The sequence below is a fragment of the Francisella sp. 19X1-34 genome (assembly GCF_041102755.1).
Taxonomy (GTDB): Bacteria; Pseudomonadota; Gammaproteobacteria; order Francisellales; family Francisellaceae; genus Francisella.
Genome location: NZ_JBGCTX010000006.1, coordinates 24,298 through 42,131 on the forward strand (window position 1 = coordinate 24,298; position 17,834 = coordinate 42,131).

Below are 17,834 nucleotides of genomic sequence, written 5' to 3' on the forward strand. Positions count from 1 at the left end.
TTTTTATCAACTTATAATTCTATATATTTCTTGAGCTTTTTTATTCTGGGAAAATGGAGTTTTTGAGATCAAATATACATCATAATCTTTAGTAGTATATTCACTTAAAACCTCTATTAATAAGCCATCTTGAATATAATTATCTACAGTAAATGATGGTAAATAAGTAATTCCTAAAGAATTGATTGCCATTTGTGCTAGTAAACTCGAAGAAGAACATTTTTGTAGTAATTTTATACTATATTTTTTATCTAATATCCAGCTTTCTTCATAATTATCAGAATGGTCTAAACACGGTAATTTTCTCAAATCTTCAGGAGTTTTTGGTTCACCATACATATTTATAAACTCTGGAGATAAGCATACTCTTTTTTTCCACTTAGAAATTCTTTTTGCATAAAAATCTCCTTTAGGAAGAGAACCACAAAAAATAATAGCATCAAAATTATTACTATAAATATTTGCTAAATGATTCCCTATTCTCCAATCTATATAGGTAGAAGTTTTATTTCTGGTATATGCTTTTACCTTGCCTAATATTGATTGAAAATATGTAAAAGGAACTCCTATTTTTAAATTGCCAACAAACTCTTCATTATCTCTAATATCACATCCTATCTGTTCTCCTATCAAAATTAAATCTTTAACTCTAGGTAGAATATTAGCTCCTGCTTCTGTCAAAATAACAGATCGGGTAGTTCTATAAAAAAGTTTAATATTATAATGTTCTTCTAACTCTTTAATCTTTTTTGAAATAATAGAGATTGATAGGTTTAATTCTTTAGCAGTCTTTCTAAAGTTTAAATTTTTAGCAAGCTTGTCAAATATTTTATAGTGTAAAAAATCCATTTTATTGATCTCAAAATAGAAACAATCATTTCATTTTTTAGATATTAAAATAATAAACTAATCAAAGTATTATTTCTATAAACCAACAAAACAAATATAGGAATTTATATGATACTCATAGATATTAAATATATAAAAGAACTTAAGATTGTAGATAATTATAAGGATGAACATATTAAGTATTTATCTACTTATTATGATAAAGAGCTTATATTAGCATCAGGTCCTTATAATGAAAGACAAGGAGGTTTTATAATTTCAAATATGGGTTTTAAACAAGCAAATGAATATGTTAAAAATGATCCATACTATATAAATAACATAGGAGTATTTGAGATTAAAGAATTCAAGCCAACCAGAGTTTCTAACGATTTTAAGCTTCTAATAAATTCACCACAATATAGTAAAAATGGTAGAGAGCTGTTTGATCAATTACATGGTGAACATGCTGGAGAGCAATTAATTAATGCTTTATCTAAAGTCTCACCTGATTTTTCAGAACTAACTTTTAATTTTGCTTTTGAGAAAATATTTGCTAGGAATAGTCAAATCCCTATGCTAACAAAAGAGTTAATAACTATTGCTATATGCTGTGCTATTGGTGACTGTAATGCGCAAGTTAAATCTCATATTGATGCTGCTATAAATATTGGAGCTTCAAAAAAAATGATTATTGAAACCTTATTACTTGTTACTCCATTTGCAGGCTTTCCAAGGGTAGCAAATACTTTACTAAGTATTGCTGATGATGATTTTAACCTCTAACCTAACCAAACATATTTTTCAAAGCTGAAAGGCTTTGTTTTGAATTTTCTTTACGAGTTTCTGCACACTCTTTTTCTGTACCAACCCAATATAAATCTGTTTCTGGTAGTTCATCGATGAATCTACTAGGCGTTGAAACTTGTTTCTCTCCAAACTTTTTACGATGTTTAGTCATAGTTATAGTTAGATTTTCTTTAGCTCTTGTAATGGCTACATAGGCAAGACGACGTTCATCTTCTATTGACTCTTCCTCTATACTTTGTTGATGAGGTAATATTCCCTCTTCCATACCCATTATATAGACCTTTCTAAACTCAAGCCCTTTTGAAGCATGCATAGTTATTATCTGAACTTGATTATCATTTTTATCCTCATTATCTCTATCTAAGATATCTATCAAAAGCATCTTATTTAGCACGGAAGATAATGATTCAAGTCCATTATATGATTCATCTAACTGATTAATAAGCCAGTTTAATACTTCTAACACATTTGCATATCTAAATTCTGCTTGCTTCTCAGATGAGCTAGAATCAATCAACCATTGTCTATAAGAAATATTATCAATAAATGCATGTAAGATTTTTTTTAACTCTATTTCTGAAATACTTGAAACAATCTCTTGCTGTGTATTAAGTATTAAATTTTTAAAGCTTAGTAATTTCTTTTTTGTAAATTCACGTATTTCAAAAGGTTCCAAATTACTTAAAGTATGGAAAAAACTACAATGATGCTCACTAGCATATTCACCTAACTTATGAATCGTAGCACTACCAACTTCTCTTTTAGGAGTATTGACCACACGTAAAAATGCTCTGTCATCATCAGGGTTAACTATTAACCTCAGATAAGAAATAATATCTTTGATCTCCGTTTTTGAGAAAAATGAGCTTCCACCACTTATAGTATATGGAATCTTATGCATCTGCATATACCTTTCCAAAAGATAAGCTTGATAATTACTTCTGATCAAAATTGCATAATCAGAATTTCTAGAGTTAGTTTTCACCCTATCAAAAAAGATATCACTTGCAATAAATTGAGCTTCATCTTCATCATTTATCAAACTAATTATTTTTATTTGCTCACCATATGTTTTTGCAGACCATAGTTTTTTCTCAAAAATGTGACTGTTATTCTCTATTAGCTTATTTGCAACATTCAAAATTCTACCAGTTGAGCGATAGTTTTGTTCTAACTTTATAACTTTAAGATTTGGAAAATCTTCCTGCAAATGACGTAAATTTTCCGGACGTGAACCTCTCCAAGCATATATTGACTGATCATCATCTCCAACTACTGTAAATTTATTCTTATTCTGAGTTAGATATTTTAAAAGCTGATATTGTGACTCATTAGTATCTTGGTATTCATCAATCAATATATATCTAAACTTATCAGACCATAATTTTTGGATATTATGATTATTTCTAAATAACTGAATAGGTTGGAATATCAAATCATCAAAATCAAATGAATTATATGATCTTAAATACTTTTGATATTCTCTATAAACAAATGCTGCTTGCTCTTCTAAATCATCTTTAGCTTGAACTTCATCAGGTGTTAATAAAGCAGATTTCCAAAATGATATTTTTGATTGAATAAACCCTGTATTTTGCTTAGGTAATTGATACTGGTCATACGCAATATCATAGATTAGCGTTGCTGAATCATGACTATCAAAAAGTGTAAAATTTTTCTTATATCCAAGCTCTGAAAAGTGTCTTTTTAAAATAGATAAACCTAATGAGTGAAATGTTGATATAACAAGACCTTTTGATTTTTCCTTATCTAAACGGGATTTAACTCTTTCTTGCATTTCCTTAGCTGCTTTATTTGTAAATGTAACAGCCAAAATACTTTTTGCAGGATATAGCAACTCCTCTATAAGATAAGAAATCTTCTCAATAATAACACTAGTTTTACCACTACCTGCTCCAGCTAATACTAATAATGGTGTACTAGTATATCTAACAGCTTCTTGTTGCTGAGGATTTAGATAGTCTAGCATTTAACTATAGTTTGCCCATTATTCAGCTGATACTGCTGCTCTGTTGCTTCTTTATGGAAAACCACAAGCATATAACATTCACCATTAGTAAACACCTTATTTATAATATTTGCTAAAGGTTTATTGTTTTCATCTTTTAGGTCAGTTTCAATAATATTAGATTGAGACCTTATTACTGCAAGCTCTTTTTTAAGCTTAGCTTTATAGTGCATCCTTGCTATTACTTCTTGACCCATATAGCAACCTTTAGTATAGCAAACGACATTTTCAACATTGTCTAACTCTAACTCAGCAGGTAAAAGCTTTTCAAAGTTTTGAGAATTTATAGTAGCTAGTTTATTAATAATATTTTCTTTCTGTACTTGCTCAAAACTAGTATTAGAGCTTAAGCTATTTTTTTCTAAAATATCATGATTTAAAAAACCATTTTTTGTAAAAAATAGTGAATAATCCTCATTTAGAGAAAAAGTAACTTTTGAGAACATACCATATTTTTTTAACCATGCTAATAATCCATCAACAACTCCCTCTTCAACAGAAAGTAATAATTTATCATCAGCAATATACTTAGCAAAACATAGTGAGATAATACGTCCTTTTAAATTTGCAAAAACTGTTAATAGGATATTATTATCCTGAGTTAATATGTTTAGATCCGCTGTAACTAACCCTTGTAGAAACTTTTTAGTATCTACACCATTAACTTCTAATATTTGAAAATTATCATATTGAAAAATCATAACAAAACCTAACTGCAGTAGAATATTTTAACTAGTAGATTTTAGTATATTTAAAGAAACTATGCAAAGAATGTTTAAAGTGATACGACTAATAATTAGCGCTAGTTCCACCAATTCCAGGAGGTTGATTGTTTTGTATACCTCCTTGAGGACCATTTAGCATCATCTGTCTATTTAGTGCATTATCTTTATCAGATACTGACAAATTGCTTTGCTCTGGTGTCGTAAGGTTTGCTAAATTTGGATTGTTATCTTCAGAGTCTTCTTTTTTAGATTTTTTATGGTGAACTTTACTATAATCAACCTTACCAAATTGTGAGTCTGAAGACTCATGTGCTTGAGTATAAGGACTTTGATACTTTCTATGCATTCCCATTGTATGAGTTTTTAAATCTTGATCTTCTTTTTCAGCCACTTCTACGTTACTATGTCGTTGTGACTGAGAATCACCCTTATATCTTAAATCTTTTTTTAGATTAGGAGTTTGAGCTAATTCTGCACCATCAATCTGGCCATCATTATTAGAATCATTTACTGGAATTGCACTAAATGCCGGTGCAATAAGAATTGAAGTTAGTATTGATGATAATAAAACTTTTCTCATACAAAGCTCCTTGTTATAAGTTTTGTTTAATAATACTTTCTAGCTCGATCGTATCTTTTGCAAACTGTCTAATACCTTCCGCTAGCTTATGAGTTGCCATAGCACTTTCATTAAGTAACCAGCGGAATTTTGACTCTGTAAGTTCTGGATCTTGTGTTGAAACATCTAAAGCACCATTTAGCGCTATTTCAAGAGGCTCTTTTCTCTGCTCCAAATCTTCTAGTAAGGCTGGAGAAATTGTTAAAGCATCACACCCCGCTAAAGCTATAACTTGTTCAGCATTTCTAAAACTTGCACCCATAACAATAGTCTTAAAGCCATGTGTTTTGTAAAAGTTATAGATAGCCTTAACAGAATTAACACCATCATCATCTTTAATATCGGGGAATCCTGCTAAATTATTTTCTTTAATTTGCCAATCTGTGATTCTACCAACAAATGGAGATATCAAGTAAACTCCAGCTTCTGCACAGGCTTGAGCTTGAGCTTTATCAAAAATTAGAGTCAGATTACAGTTTATACCTTCTTTTTGCAAAATCTTAGCTGCTTTTATACCTTCCCAAGTAGCTGCTATTTTTATTAGCACACGATCTTTACTAATACCTTTATCTTCGTATTTTGCTATAATTTTTCTAGCATAATCAATCGTTTCTGCTGCATTGAAAGATACTCTAGCATCTACCTCACTAGATACTTTACCATCAATAACTTCTAGAATCTTAACTCCAAATGTAACTAATATTTCTATCAATATTTCTTTGACTAGTTCATTAATATTTAAATTTGGATTTTTTTCTTTAACACTCTGAATAGTTTGTTTTGCTAAATCAGAGTACTTCTTATCCTTTACAGCTTTCAAAATTAGACTAGGATTTGTAGTTGCATCAACTGGCTTATATTTTTTTATTAATTCAAAATCACCTGTATCTGCTACTACCATAGTAACTTTTTTAAGCTGCTCTAATACTGACTGTTGCATATTCTAATAAAATTTATGTCATAATTATTAAAGTATACAGTTTGAAATATATTTAAGTAAATAAGTAATCACTATTTTTTTAAGATAAATATTAAGAGATTTTACGAGCCTAAACCTAACTATAGGCTAGATTCATATTTATTTTTAAGTAATTCAAACATGGCTCTAGCGGCCATCATCTCGCCACCTTTAGGTTTGCCAGGTGTGCTAGAAGGATTCCATGCCATCATATCAAAATGGATCCAAGTTGGTGCGCTATCGTCTTCTCCAACAAAATGCTCCATAAATAAAGCTGCTTTTACCGCTCCTGCAAATGGTGATAAATCACAGTGAGAAATATCTGCAAATTCTGTTTTTAGGCTTTTTCTATAACAATCTGCTAAAGGTAATCTCCAAACGTAATCCTGCATAGATTCACCATACTTATAAACCTCATTGGCAACTTCATCATTATTACAGAAAAATGCTGATATCTCTGTACCAACGGCAACTCTAGCAGCACCAGTCAAGGTTGAAAAATCTATCAAATAATCAGGTCTCTTCTGAGCTTCATCATGTAAAGGCTCAACTAATATAAGTCTACCTTCTGCATCTGTATTTGTTACTTGTACCGTAGTACCATTTTTCATTTTAATTATATCACTAGGTCTATATGATTTAGCATCAATAGCATTTTCAACTGTCGGAATTACTAGGCTTAAATTCACAGGTAGATTATATTTCATTATCATATATGCTAGACCTATAGCATTTGCAGATCCGCCCATATCTTTATGCATAAGAAGCATTCCTGCTGCAGGTTTAACATCTACCCCACCAGTATCAAAAGCAACACCCTTTCCAACAATTGATATTTTAGGATGCTTTTCATCGCCCCAATTTAATCTAACTAAACGTGGTGGGCGATGACTACCTTTACCTACAGTATATACTCCCATATAACCTTGATTGGCAAGATCTTCACCAACAATTTCATCAAACTTAGCATTAAACTGATTAGCTAGTTGTTTTATGACTGCTGAAATGTCAGCTGGTCCCATATCTTCAGCCGGGGTTGTTATCATATCTCTGACAAGATAATTTGCTTCTGCAGTTATTAAAATGTGTTGATATTCTTGAGGCAAAAATAGTTTTACTTCTACATCAGATGCTTTTGACTTATATCTTTCAAATTTATAACTTGCTAATGCAAATGCAGTATAATATAAATTTAAATCTTTAATATCTGAATACTCTATATGATAACTACCTTTTGGTAACTGTCCAGGTAAATCCGCAATACTAAACATAGATTTTGAAACCAAACAAATGACTTTATTAATATTGCCATCTAAATCTGGAATCATTAAAACTGTTTTCTTACTATCAAACTGCCTTACAAAATTTTGTAAAAAACTGCTTTGTTCTCTTAACCAATCAGTAAACTTCTCTTTTTTAATTAAAAATATAGGTAAAGAGTTTGTATCCCTATCTTGTGTAAAACAAGTCAACTTTGTAGATATATGCATTTTTTTATAGCTCCACGTTTTGATCCAAGATTAGCCAGTTATTAAAGTCTTGTACTGTACTTGCTGTTAAGATACCAGCTGTTTTATAAAGACTTAAAAATCCCATAACATAATCAAACTCAGCATTATTTAACTGAATTAATCTTTTATAATAATCATTCAATAGTATGAAATACTGTGTAATTGTTGTTGTACCTTGCTCATATCTTTGTTTATATTTCTCATAAGCTATTTTAGCTGCTACAACACCTTTACGAAGGTTCATAACCTCTTTTCTTTTTAACTGAACAAATCTAAATGCATACATTGCATCATTCTCAGCAACCCTGCCTGTTTGGATCATATCAAATTCAGAAGACTGGTAATCATATGCTGCCTTTTTAAGTTGTGCATAGTTGGTACCACCGGCAAATATATTCCAAGTTAGATTTAGCCCAAAATAAAAAGCATTAACTGTACCCTGTGAAGGTAGCTCAAAATCAAAAACTGGGTTACCTAATGAGCTTACCTCATTAAACCCAGGAGAGTACTTAATTTCAAAGTTAACTTTAGGCATGAAGGTACCTGTTACTGACTGGTAATTATAATATTTACTCTCTTTAGTATGCATAGAACCAAGGTATGAAGGATTACTTCGCATTGCAAGTTCCTCCCATCCCTCTTCTGTCTCTGGTGATGGATTTTTTATTTTAAACTTATTGCTATATAAGACAATATCATCTTCATTATTTGTAAACTTACGCAACTGAGCTCGAGCAACTTTTTGTTCTCTTTTTGCTGCTGCATAATCAGCTTGTGCTATATAGTAGTTAGCTTTTGCTGTTTCATAATCTGCAATATCAGCAACCCCTGAATCATATTTATTTTGAAGCTCATTATAGCTTTGTTTGTTGGATTTTAGGTTATAGGAATTATACTGAACATTTTTTATAGCTTTTGCCAGATTAAAATAAGCATAACTAACATCATATAAAAACTGTTGATAATTAGTTCTATAGTCTTGTTGAGCAAATTGAGCAGTCTCTTGTGCTGATTGTAAATCTTTATATGCTCCATAATCATACAGTGGTTGAGTTAATGTAAGTAAACCTTCTATCCCATTAAAACGGCCAGATCCTAGATCTCCTCCATCATTTCCTTTATTTTGTAATATGTCTCCTGCAGTTATTGATCCTCCAATATCTATTTTTGGTAATAACTTACCTAATTGAATAGCTGGATCCATTTGTTGAGAATCTAGCTGATAACCAATATATTTATACTGTGGTGAGTTTTTTATAGCTTGTTTAATTGTAGTACTATAGTCAGATACTATGCCATTAGCAAAGCCAAGGCTACAAAAAGATATACCTAACAATATTGATAAATATCTACGTGCTATTTTCAAAATACTACTCTTTTATATATTTACAAATAAATTTTTCAACCTCAGCCAAAGCAGTATCAATATTTGCATAGTTATTACCACCACCCTGAGCCATATCAGAGCGCCCTCCACCTTTACCATCAATATGACTACTAAGCTCTTTCGCAATATCTCCGGCTTTAATTAGTGAGGTTAGAGCTTTACTTACGCCAATTACAAACTGAACTTTATTAGAGTTTATCGTACTTAAAACAACAACTATCTTATCATCTTTAGATTTATAATCATCTATTTTTTCACGTAAAGTCTTAACATCTACACCTTCAATATTAGCAATAACAACAGTTTTATCACCATACTTTTGCTCTTTGATATCATTGCTTGACCCAGATAATAAATCTTTTTTTAATTTAGCAATCTGTCTTTCTTGGTTTTTAACTTGCTCTAATAATGATTTGAGCTTATCAAAAACATTACTATCATTTGCTTTCAAAGAGTCTTTAATAGCTACAACTTTATTTTCAACTTCAAAAGTATAATCAATAGCCTGTTGTGTAGTTATTGCTTCTATTCTTCTAACACCAGAAGCGATACCACCTTCTGAAACGATCTTAAATAAACCAATATCTCCTGTGCGACTTACATGAGTACCTCCACAAAACTCTATTGAGAAGTCACCCATTGATATAACTCTAACGATATCTCCATACTTCTCACCAAAAAGAGCTTCTGCGCCCATATTTTTAGCTTTGTCTTGTGATGTTTCTATCGTATTAACAGGATAGTTCATTCTAATTTGCCTATTTACCAAAGTTTCAAGCTGTTGAATTTGCTCTCTAGAAATAGCCTTATCATGAGTAAAATCAAACCTTAGTTTTCTTTCATCAACTAAAGATCCTTTTTGCTCTGCATGATTTCCTAATACAATTTTCAAAGCTTTATGTAATAAGTGTGTTGCACTATGATTTGCTGCGATAGCCAATCTTTGCTGGTCATTTACTCTTGCAGTTATCTCATCATTTACTCGAAGAGTTCCCTTAGAAAGTTTACCTATATGTAAAATGGCATTACCAGATTTTTGTACATCTTCAACAATAAACTCTACACCAACTCCTTCAAGAATGCCTTTATCACCAATTTGGCCACCAGATTCCGCATAAAAAGGAGTTTTATCAAGAATAATAACAGCTTCTTCATGTTCTGTTAAACTATCTACAGCATTTCCTTCTTGATAAATCTCAAGAACCTTTGCATCCTCTATTAGAGTTGAGTATCCCTTGAATTCAGATTTGATTTGAGAGCTAATAAGATTATTATAATCAATATTAAACTTACCAGCATCTTTTGATCTTTGCTTTTGTTTTTGCATTAGCTTTTGAAAAGTAGCCTCATCAACTTTCAAGCCATTTTCTCTTGCCATATCAGCAGTTAAATCTAAAGGAAAGCCATAAGTGTCGTAAAGTTTAAAGGCAACATCACCAGAGATGATATTACCTTTCAAACTTTCTATTTCTGACTCAAATATTTTTATGCCATTCTCGATAGTTTTTAAGAAAAGCTCTTCTTCTTTAATTAAAGTTTTTTCTATAAGATCTCTTTTTTGAATTAATTGCGGATAAGCTTCACCCATTTGAGAAATTAACTCATCAACAAGCTTATAAAAAAAGACATCATTTGCACCAAGCTTATTACCATGACGGATTGCACGACGAATAATCCTGCGTAAAACATATCCTCTACCTTCATTAGATGGCAAAACGCCGTCAGCAATTAAAAATGCGCATGAACGGATATGATCTGCAATAACCTTCAATGATGCTAAGCTGCTACTATTCGCATTTGTAATCTGCTGAGCCTTTTTAATTAGTGCTTGAAAAAGATCTATTTCATAGTTATTGTGAACCCCCTGTAAAACAGCTGCTATTCTCTCAAGCCCCATTCCCGTATCCACTGACGGTCGTGGTAAATCCGTAGTGCTACCATCAATATGGCGATTATATTGCATAAATACAATATTCCATATTTCAATATATCTATCACCATCTTCTTCAGGAGTTCCTGGTAAACCTCCAGGGACATCCTCTCCATGATCATAAAAAATTTCTGTACATGGCCCACATGGACCTGTATCTCCCATTGACCAAAAATTATCAGTACTGTCTATACGAATGATTCTCTCTTTAGGCAAGCCAATATCATTATGCCAAACATCAAAAGCCTCTTCATCTGTAGCATATATAGTTACCCATAGCTTATCAGAAGGTAGTTTAATTTCTTTAGTTAGAAATTCCCAAGCAAACTCAATAGCTTCTTTTTTGAAATAATCTCCAAAGCTAAAATTACCTAACATCTCAAAGAATGTATGATGCCTTGCAGTATAACCAACATTGTCTAAATCATTGTGCTTACCGCCAGCCCTTAAACATTTTTGTACAGTCACTGCACGAGAAAAATCTTTTTTCTCAGCTCCAAGAAAAACATCTTTAAACTGTACCATTCCTGCATTTGTAAAAAGTAGAGTTTCATCACCAAATGGAATCAATGATGAACTTGGTTGATGCGAATGTTTTTTAGCTTTAAAATAATTTATAAATTTATTACGTAACTCTTTAGTAGTAATCATGATTTACCTTCAAAGATATCCCTATAGGTTTCTTAATTAAAATAAATAAAACAGACAATATTATAAACTATTTTACTAAATAAAATAAACTCTACTGATCGCATTTACCCATAATTACATATATAATCTTGACTATATCGTTATTTTAAGATCTTAAAATGAAGAAAAAGAAGAATATAAGAAAGAAAAGTATAGTTATCTTTATCATATTAATCATATTGATATTAATATCCTCGACAGGGTATTATTTCTATCATCAATCGGTTATAAAAAAACAAGAAGAAGCAAAAAAAGCGGCTGAAATTGCAGCTATGCCTAAACCTTCAAGCTATTGTCTTATGACATATGAGGTATCTACAGATAAAGGTAAAACCTGGGTTAAAAAAGTTATAAATAATGGACAAAAAGTCACATACAAAGCAGAATGCTGGAAAAAGTATCTTGAAATTATGAAAGATTTTAAGCCAGAAACAGCAAAAGATGGCAGCTGGATAGGAAAAATGAAAGATGGGAAACTAATATCTAAGCCATCTTTACAAATATCAGAAAAACCTTTTGATCCAAATACTAAAGAACCTAAACCTAAGCTACAAGAAGATAAAACCAATGATTATGAAGCTAATTTACAGCCTTCAACTTAACTAAAGGTTTGAAACTTTTTGATGATATTTTTTTATAATTTTATTTTTTATATCAGTATTTTCTAAAGAGCCAAAATTCTCTAAATAACTCTCACTTTCAACCAAATTCCCTTCATAGAGAAATCTTAGACTATTTTTACATTTTAAATCTTTTGGATAAGAGTTCTTCTTAATTTGATACCATGCAGACAACCTGCTGATATCATCAGCAGAAACTATGAATAAGTGTTTTTTGACCCTAGTAATAGCAACATAAAAAAGCCTTCTCTCCTCTTCAATAACATCATCTGAAACCTTAGTATTCTTATCACCAAAAAAACCACCCTCTGTAACATCATGAACTACCACATAGTCCCACTCAAGACCTTTTGCTCTATGCATTGACATTATCTGGATTTGATCTGGATCATTACTATCTTGCTGATTAGATTTAAGATAAAGGTTATGTAGTAGCTCGATAAATTCAACTAAAGAGTTTTTTTTACTTTTTGCAAAACTAGCTATACCATCTATGATTTGAAGTTTTGATTTACTTGAGTGTGTCTCTCCAGATACTTTAGAAATTTGCTTTTCTAAATCTAGATTTTCCAAAATAAAGTTTATTGCACGTTCAGATCTTTTTATCTTAGTGTTGTTAAAAATAGCTCTCCAACTACTTGAAACTGCTAATATATTTTTTTCTTTAAAAGGCTTATCCACTGTTTGTGTAAGGTCTGCTATTAAACTCATTGCTTGAGAAACATCTTTAGCTATTTCTTGAGCTAATTTTTGCTTAGCATCTTTTTTTAGATACAGCGATGGATAATCTAGCATTGATTTTATAAACTCAACACGCTGCTCTATAGTATGTTTTTCAAAACCATACCCCTTATTAAACAGCATCAAATAACCATATATTGCTTTAAAAAGATTCTCACTAAAAATATTTTTATCTGCAACAACATTATAAGCCAAATCATTATACAAACAACTTAGCTCAAAAACTGTGGTTGAATTATATTTACGAACTAATATTGCAATCTGATCTGCTCTTACACCACTATCAATCAAAGCTTTTAACTTTAAAACAACCTTGTCAGTATTATCCAAGATACTAATATCTGTAGTTTTATCTTCTAATTTAGGATAAGTTATACAGAGATTATTATGACGCTTCTTATTATTAGTAATAATATTGTTTGCCATAAGAGATACTAAATCGCCGTAGCGAAAAGTATAAGATAACTGATATTGTGTTACATTTTTAAAATCTTTTTTAAAACCTTCTAACATATAGTAAGGTGTTGAACCACGCCACTGATAGATAGTTTGATCAACATCACCAACAGCCATTACATAGGTATTATCACCAACTAAGCATTTTAGAAAAAATTGCTGTGCTTGATTTATGTCTTGATACTCATCAATGATAATATACGAATATAAATTATTTGCCCGAGCTACACTTGAGCTATCTTTTTCAAATAACTTTGCTGGCAAATATATCATATCATCATATGTTATTGCCTTTTGCGTTTCACACTCTTTATTAAACTCGACAAAAACCTTATCTAGAAGCTTTTTTTCTTTTGCACTTAGATCTTTTATTCTTTGATTATTCAAAGTAAGGTCAGATTTAAGTAATGAAATATACTCTTTAAAATTCTCTACCCTTTCATTATCAATATCTTTAGTTATTTTAAATTCTTTTTGATATAGTTTTAATAATTTTTGAATAATATTATCAACTTCGTATTCTTTAAGAATTTTTTCTATATTAACATAACCTGCCTTGGCAAAAGCTTGTAAAAAGCTATTACCTAGAGAATGCATAGTTCGCACATTGATTGATCTAGATATTTCGGGCCTAAGGACTTTTTTAAGTCTATTTGCAAAGTCAAGTTGCGCAGATTTGTTGTACATTAATACTAATATTTTGTTAGGATTGATTCCTTTAGATATTAGATGCTCAATTCTAGCAATAAGTGTTTGTGTCTTACCACTACCAGCAACTGCTGAAACTAAGGCATGCTTTTTTATATTATGATTAATAATCTTTTGTTGTTCAGATGTATATTGCATTTATTCTTGTGGTAACTCTTGATCTATTTTTTCAGAAGATTCTTTTTTGGGCTGAGAAAAACTTTTGTTTGTAAAGATTCTTGAGACTATATAGCTAAATGTTAGAACAATTTCCTTTAATACATTAACTACAAATTTAACTAGCACTAACACTGTAACGCCTAGGTATTTAATATAGCTAAATACATTTATATTTGCCTTTTTATCTTTTATATATCTAAATGGTGTAAATATAAATAAAGCTAAACTGACCATAACAATATAAGAGAAAATTGATCCAAGTAGTTGTTCATACCATTGAGCAAATCTATAAAACAAAAACAAACCAATAGCCACCAGAATTACTAGTAATAAAAATAAAAATAAGCTTTTCCTATTCATAGCCTTTACTCCTAAAATCTTAACTTAGATAATGATACCATTATTTTATTATAACTGAAGTTACGCACTAAATATATTTTGAGTGTTATAAGTTGCGTTAAAGAACTAGGAAACAAGATCAAGAGCTACTAGTAGCTTCAAATCTTGGTGACGACGTTATTTAATGCAAATTATATCATCCAAAGGACAAAAATCTAAGTGTCATCTGACTGCGTTAGAACTTTATCACCATAGCTACTGCTATGCTAATAAAAACCTGCCTTGCATATAATACTTTGTCTTTATGCTCAAATTTATGTTTAGTGCGTAACTTCAGTTATAACTTGTGTTATAATCTTAGATCAAAATTATAGAACTTAAAACTAATTTAAATTTATGACAACGGATCAAAGATTACATATTGTGACAGAAGCACTAGATGATCTAAAAGGATTAGACATCCAAACTATAGATGTAGAACATCTAACAGATATGATGGACAAAGTTGTAATTTGTACAGCCTCATCAACTACTCATGCTAAGGCCCTTTCTAAAAATCTTGAACAAGAACTTAAAAAAAACAAGGTATCTATACTAGGTATTGAAGGGGACAATAAATCTGACTGGATCTTAGTAGATACTGGTGATATTGTAGCTCATATAATGCTTGAAGAAACTAGAAACCTATATGCTTTAGAAAAACTTTGGGACATCAAACGTACTGACAGCTAATTATGAAGCTTGAACTTTCTTTACAACAGTGGCAGAAAGTTAAAGACTACGCCCTTAACGAGTTAAACTTATCATCAATCTCAAAAGCTGACTGTGATCTTTCTGAATATATACCATACTATAATCAATGGATAGAAAAGGGATACCATGCAGATCTTGATTATATGGTTAAGCATGGTTCAAAAAGATATATTCCTGACGAGTTAGTTCCTGGTACAAATAGTGTTATAGTTGCTACACTAAACTATCTTAATCGACCAGTATCAATAAAATCTGAAGTCAAAAAATTAAGAGCTATAGATAATATTGCTGATATTTCAATATATGCTCACGGTAGAGACTACCATAAAGTAATGAAAAAAAAGTTACAAAAATTAGGGCAATATATTGATGAGCTAACAGGTGGTCACCAGTTTAGAGTATTTACAGATAGTGCTCCTGTATTAGAGCGACCTTTAGCTGAAAAAGCTGGTCTTGGTTGGCAAGGTAAAAGCTCAATGTTAATGAACAAGACTCAAGGATCGTTCTTTTTCATTGGTGTTATATATAGTAATTTAGACCTATCTAACCTTCCTAATCAAACTAAACACGTTGACTCATGTGGAAAGTGCCAAGCATGTATCAAGCTTTGCCCTACAGGAGCCATACAACCAGGAAAAATGATTGACTCTCGCAAGTGCATTTCATATTTAACAATTGAGAATAAAAATGCCATACCACTAGAGCTTAGAGATAAAATAGGAACTAGAATATATGGCTGTGACGATTGTCAACTAGTTTGTCCATTTAATGATGATACGCCAACAACGACCGAAAAAGATTTCCAACAAAGAGATTTTTTGGTAAATAAGCCTTTACTAGAACTATTTTCATGGACACAAGATGATTTTGATAAATATACTCTAGGATCAGCTATTCGTAGAATAGGCTATGATGCATGGATGAGAAATATTGCTATTGCAATAGGGAATTCGCCATATAGTGAAAGAAATATCCAAGCCTTAATAACTAAAAAAGATCAGTTTAGTAATAACCTATTATTATTAGAACACCTTGACTGGGCTATAGACAAACAACAAAGATTAGCTCAAAAAGAACATAAATGATTGTGATTTATGTATTGTTTGTTAGAATTGCTAGAGAATACTTTTATAAAAACAAAGGAGAATATCAATAATGAAATTAACTAAGACTCTACTTGTAGCTCCATTAGTAGCTGGAGCTTTGATTAGTTCTAGTTTTGCAGCAACAGATACAAAATCTAACATAAGTTACTCAGTCGGATATACAATGGCTAAGACTCTACAGGCTCAAATGCAACAAAATAATGTTACTGCTGATAATCAACAAATTATTGATGGTTTAAAAGATGGCATTAATGCAAAAAAACCAAAACTAACTCCTCAACAAATGCAAAGTGCTATGATGGCTTTCCAAAAACAAGCTATGGCTGCACAAAAAAACTCAAAGTAAGTAATTGAAGCTAAAGGAGTAAAAAATGACTAAGAAAAAACTTTTAAAAGCGCTAGCTGTAGCGGCAATTACAACTAGTTTGGTTGCTTGTTCTAATGATAGTGGCAATAGTGCTTCTTCAGCTGCTAGCACTAACACAGGCTCTGGTTCTACAGTAGCAACAACTACTCAAAAAACAACTGATACAACTAACGATAATGTTAAATCTAATGCTAGCTACACTATTGGTTACGGCATGGGTTCTAGTATCGCTCAAGATCCAAATTTAAAAAGCTACGGCATATATAAAGATCGAGTAATAGCAGGATTTGAAGATGCTATGAAAGCTAAGAAGCCAGAAATCTCCGAGCAAGATATAAAAAGCAATATGGATTCACTTCGTCAAGCGATGATGACTGAAATGAGCCAAAAAAGAGTAGACAGCTTCCTAAAAATAAAAGATAGTATGTACAACTCTGATTTAACTCCTAAGTCTGATGTTAAAAATCCAAATGTTGTGGTATATGAGTTCTTTGATTATCAATGTATGTACTGCTCAAAGCTAGCTCCTGAAATTGAGAAAATCATGAAAGATAATAGTGATACTCAAGTCGTCTTTGGTGAATTCCCTATCTTTGGTCAAAGATCTCCTGCATCAGAGTACGCTGCTGAAGTCGGTACTGCTATATATAAACTATATGGTGCAGACACTTATGTTAAGTATCATAATGGTATATTTGCTACGGGAGAAGATGAAGGTAAACTAACAGATTCAACTGTAAATAAAGTAGCTACACAAGCTGGAGCTAAGCTTGATGCTGTTAAAAAAGCTATTAAAGATAATAAGATAGCAGCACATTTAAAATCTACTTTAGAAATGGGCTTCAAAGACCTTGATATCCAAGGAACTCCTTTCCTTGTAATTGCTCCGCTTAAAGGCGCTAATGCTGATAACACTACTGTAATAGGTGGTTATACAAGTGCCTCAAACATCCAACAAGCAATAGATAAGGCTAAAAAAGCGAGCGATAATAAAGCAACAGCAACGACAGCTACTACTTCAAGCCAAGCTTAATAACTCTAAACTTATCTAATATTCAACTTTTTTGAAATCCTAAATTTAAAAATTATAAAACAAAT

15 protein-coding genes and 1 pseudogene are annotated in these 17,834 nt (G+C 31.2%); 6 read left to right on the forward strand and 10 right to left on the reverse strand.

Annotated elements, in window-relative coordinates:
* Positions 1-6: 6 nt before the first annotated feature.
* A complete protein-coding gene (locus AB8E56_RS01815) occupies positions 7-849 on the reverse strand; it encodes a LysR family transcriptional regulator (RefSeq protein WP_329477354.1) in 843 nt (280 codons plus the stop codon).
* A gap of 108 nt (positions 850-957) precedes the next feature.
* Here AB8E56_RS01815 and AB8E56_RS01820 point away from each other — a divergent pair, with 108 nt between their 5' ends.
* Positions 958-1,614 (forward strand): carboxymuconolactone decarboxylase family protein, encoded by a 657-nt coding sequence (locus AB8E56_RS01820; protein ID WP_329477356.1) that lies wholly within the window; start codon positions 958-960, stop codon positions 1,612-1,614.
* Between the two features lies 1 nt (position 1,615).
* On the opposite strand, the gene AB8E56_RS01825 is transcribed toward AB8E56_RS01820, so the two are convergent.
* The 7 genes from AB8E56_RS01825 to alaS form a co-directional block, all read right to left on the reverse strand.
* On the reverse strand, positions 1,616-3,628 hold the full coding sequence (locus tag AB8E56_RS01825) for a UvrD-helicase domain-containing protein (RefSeq protein ID WP_329477358.1): 2,013 nt from the start codon (positions 3,626-3,628) through the stop codon (positions 1,616-1,618).
* Entirely contained in the window at positions 3,622-4,368 is a 747-nt protein-coding gene (locus AB8E56_RS01830) for an amino acid transporter (protein WP_329477360.1), read from the reverse strand. Before AB8E56_RS01830 ends, AB8E56_RS01825 begins: the two co-directional genes overlap by 7 nt.
* An 88-nt stretch (positions 4,369-4,456) precedes the next feature.
* Positions 4,457-4,972: a hypothetical protein gene (locus tag AB8E56_RS01835; RefSeq protein ID WP_329477362.1), complete on the reverse strand. Its 516-nt coding sequence runs from the start codon at positions 4,970-4,972 to the stop codon at positions 4,457-4,459.
* 13 nt (positions 4,973-4,985) lie between these two features.
* A complete protein-coding gene (tal, locus tag AB8E56_RS01840; protein WP_329477364.1) occupies positions 4,986-5,951 on the reverse strand; it encodes a transaldolase in 966 nt (321 codons plus the stop codon).
* Between the two features lie 119 nt (positions 5,952-6,070).
* Positions 6,071-7,459 carry a leucyl aminopeptidase family protein gene (locus tag AB8E56_RS01845; protein WP_329477366.1) on the reverse strand — a complete coding sequence of 463 codons (1,389 nt, stop codon included), beginning with the start codon at positions 7,457-7,459 and terminating at the stop codon, positions 6,071-6,073.
* 4 nt (positions 7,460-7,463) lie between these two features.
* Positions 7,464-8,846 carry a TolC family protein gene (locus AB8E56_RS01850; protein ID WP_329477368.1) on the reverse strand — a complete coding sequence of 461 codons (1,383 nt, stop codon included), beginning with the start codon at positions 8,844-8,846 and terminating at the stop codon, positions 7,464-7,466.
* Positions 8,847-8,850: 4 nt separating this feature from the next.
* Positions 8,851-11,448, reverse strand: coding sequence for an alanine--tRNA ligase (alaS, locus tag AB8E56_RS01855; RefSeq protein WP_329477370.1), 2,598 nt, complete (start codon positions 11,446-11,448; stop codon positions 8,851-8,853).
* 158 nt (positions 11,449-11,606) lie between these two features.
* Here alaS and AB8E56_RS01860 point away from each other — a divergent pair, with 158 nt between their 5' ends.
* Complete coding sequence (locus tag AB8E56_RS01860) at positions 11,607-12,089, forward strand: hypothetical protein (RefSeq protein ID WP_329477372.1); 483 nt, start codon at positions 11,607-11,609, stop codon at positions 12,087-12,089.
* Here the strand turns inward: AB8E56_RS01860 and AB8E56_RS01865 are convergent, their stop codons facing one another.
* Both AB8E56_RS01865 and AB8E56_RS01870 read right to left on the reverse strand, forming a co-directional pair.
* A complete protein-coding gene (locus AB8E56_RS01865) occupies positions 12,090-14,150 on the reverse strand; it encodes an ATP-dependent helicase (RefSeq protein ID WP_329477374.1) in 2,061 nt (686 codons plus the stop codon). It abuts the gene before it with no gap.
* A complete protein-coding gene (locus AB8E56_RS01870) occupies positions 14,151-14,531 on the reverse strand; it encodes a hypothetical protein (RefSeq protein WP_329477376.1) in 381 nt (126 codons plus the stop codon). It lies immediately after the preceding gene.
* A gap of 375 nt (positions 14,532-14,906) precedes the next feature.
* Between AB8E56_RS01870 and rsfS the strand changes: the two genes are divergently transcribed.
* The 4 genes and pseudogenes from rsfS to AB8E56_RS01890 form a co-directional block, all read left to right on the forward strand.
* On the forward strand, positions 14,907-15,242 hold the full coding sequence (gene rsfS, locus AB8E56_RS01875) for a ribosome silencing factor (protein WP_150468296.1): 336 nt from the start codon (positions 14,907-14,909) through the stop codon (positions 15,240-15,242).
* Positions 15,243-15,244: 2 nt separating this feature from the next.
* Entirely contained in the window at positions 15,245-16,348 is a 1,104-nt protein-coding gene (gene queG, locus AB8E56_RS01880; protein WP_329477380.1) for a tRNA epoxyqueuosine(34) reductase QueG, read from the forward strand.
* Positions 16,349-16,418: 70 nt separating this feature from the next.
* Entirely contained in the window at positions 16,419-16,715 is a 297-nt protein-coding gene (locus AB8E56_RS01885; protein WP_329477382.1) for an FKBP-type peptidyl-prolyl cis-trans isomerase N-terminal domain-containing protein, read from the forward strand.
* Positions 16,716-16,740: 25 nt separating this feature from the next.
* Positions 16,741-17,760 (forward strand): annotated as a pseudogene (locus tag AB8E56_RS01890) (thioredoxin domain-containing protein); the annotation flags it as partial.
* Between the last annotated feature and the right edge of the window lie 74 nt (positions 17,761-17,834).

Bases quoted from the DNA above. Each gene is read 5' to 3' on its own strand.
- AB8E56_RS01815 (WP_329477354.1), bottom strand. From the start codon at position 849: ATGGATTTTTTACACTATAAAATATTTGACAAGCTTGCTAAAAATTTA.
- AB8E56_RS01820 (WP_329477356.1), top strand. From the start codon at position 958: ATGATACTCATAGATATTAAATATATAAAAGAACTTAAGATTGTAGAT.
- AB8E56_RS01825 (WP_329477358.1), bottom strand. From the start codon at position 3,628: ATGCTAGACTATCTAAATCCTCAGCAACAAGAAGCTGTTAGATATACT.
- AB8E56_RS01830 (WP_329477360.1), bottom strand. From the start codon at position 4,368: ATGATTTTTCAATATGATAATTTTCAAATATTAGAAGTTAATGGTGTA.
- AB8E56_RS01835 (WP_329477362.1), bottom strand. From the start codon at position 4,972: ATGAGAAAAGTTTTATTATCATCAATACTAACTTCAATTCTTATTGCA.
- tal (WP_329477364.1), bottom strand. From the start codon at position 5,951: ATGCAACAGTCAGTATTAGAGCAGCTTAAAAAAGTTACTATGGTAGTA.
- AB8E56_RS01845 (WP_329477366.1), bottom strand. From the start codon at position 7,459: ATGCATATATCTACAAAGTTGACTTGTTTTACACAAGATAGGGATACA.
- alaS (WP_329477370.1), bottom strand. From the start codon at position 11,448: ATGATTACTACTAAAGAGTTACGTAATAAATTTATAAATTATTTTAAA.
- AB8E56_RS01860 (WP_329477372.1), top strand. From the start codon at position 11,607: ATGAAGAAAAAGAAGAATATAAGAAAGAAAAGTATAGTTATCTTTATC.
- AB8E56_RS01865 (WP_329477374.1), bottom strand. From the start codon at position 14,150: ATGCAATATACATCTGAACAACAAAAGATTATTAATCATAATATAAAA.
- AB8E56_RS01870 (WP_329477376.1), bottom strand. From the start codon at position 14,531: ATGAATAGGAAAAGCTTATTTTTATTTTTATTACTAGTAATTCTGGTG.
- rsfS (WP_150468296.1), top strand. From the start codon at position 14,907: ATGACAACGGATCAAAGATTACATATTGTGACAGAAGCACTAGATGAT.
- queG (WP_329477380.1), top strand. From the start codon at position 15,245: ATGAAGCTTGAACTTTCTTTACAACAGTGGCAGAAAGTTAAAGACTAC.
- AB8E56_RS01885 (WP_329477382.1), top strand. From the start codon at position 16,419: ATGAAATTAACTAAGACTCTACTTGTAGCTCCATTAGTAGCTGGAGCT.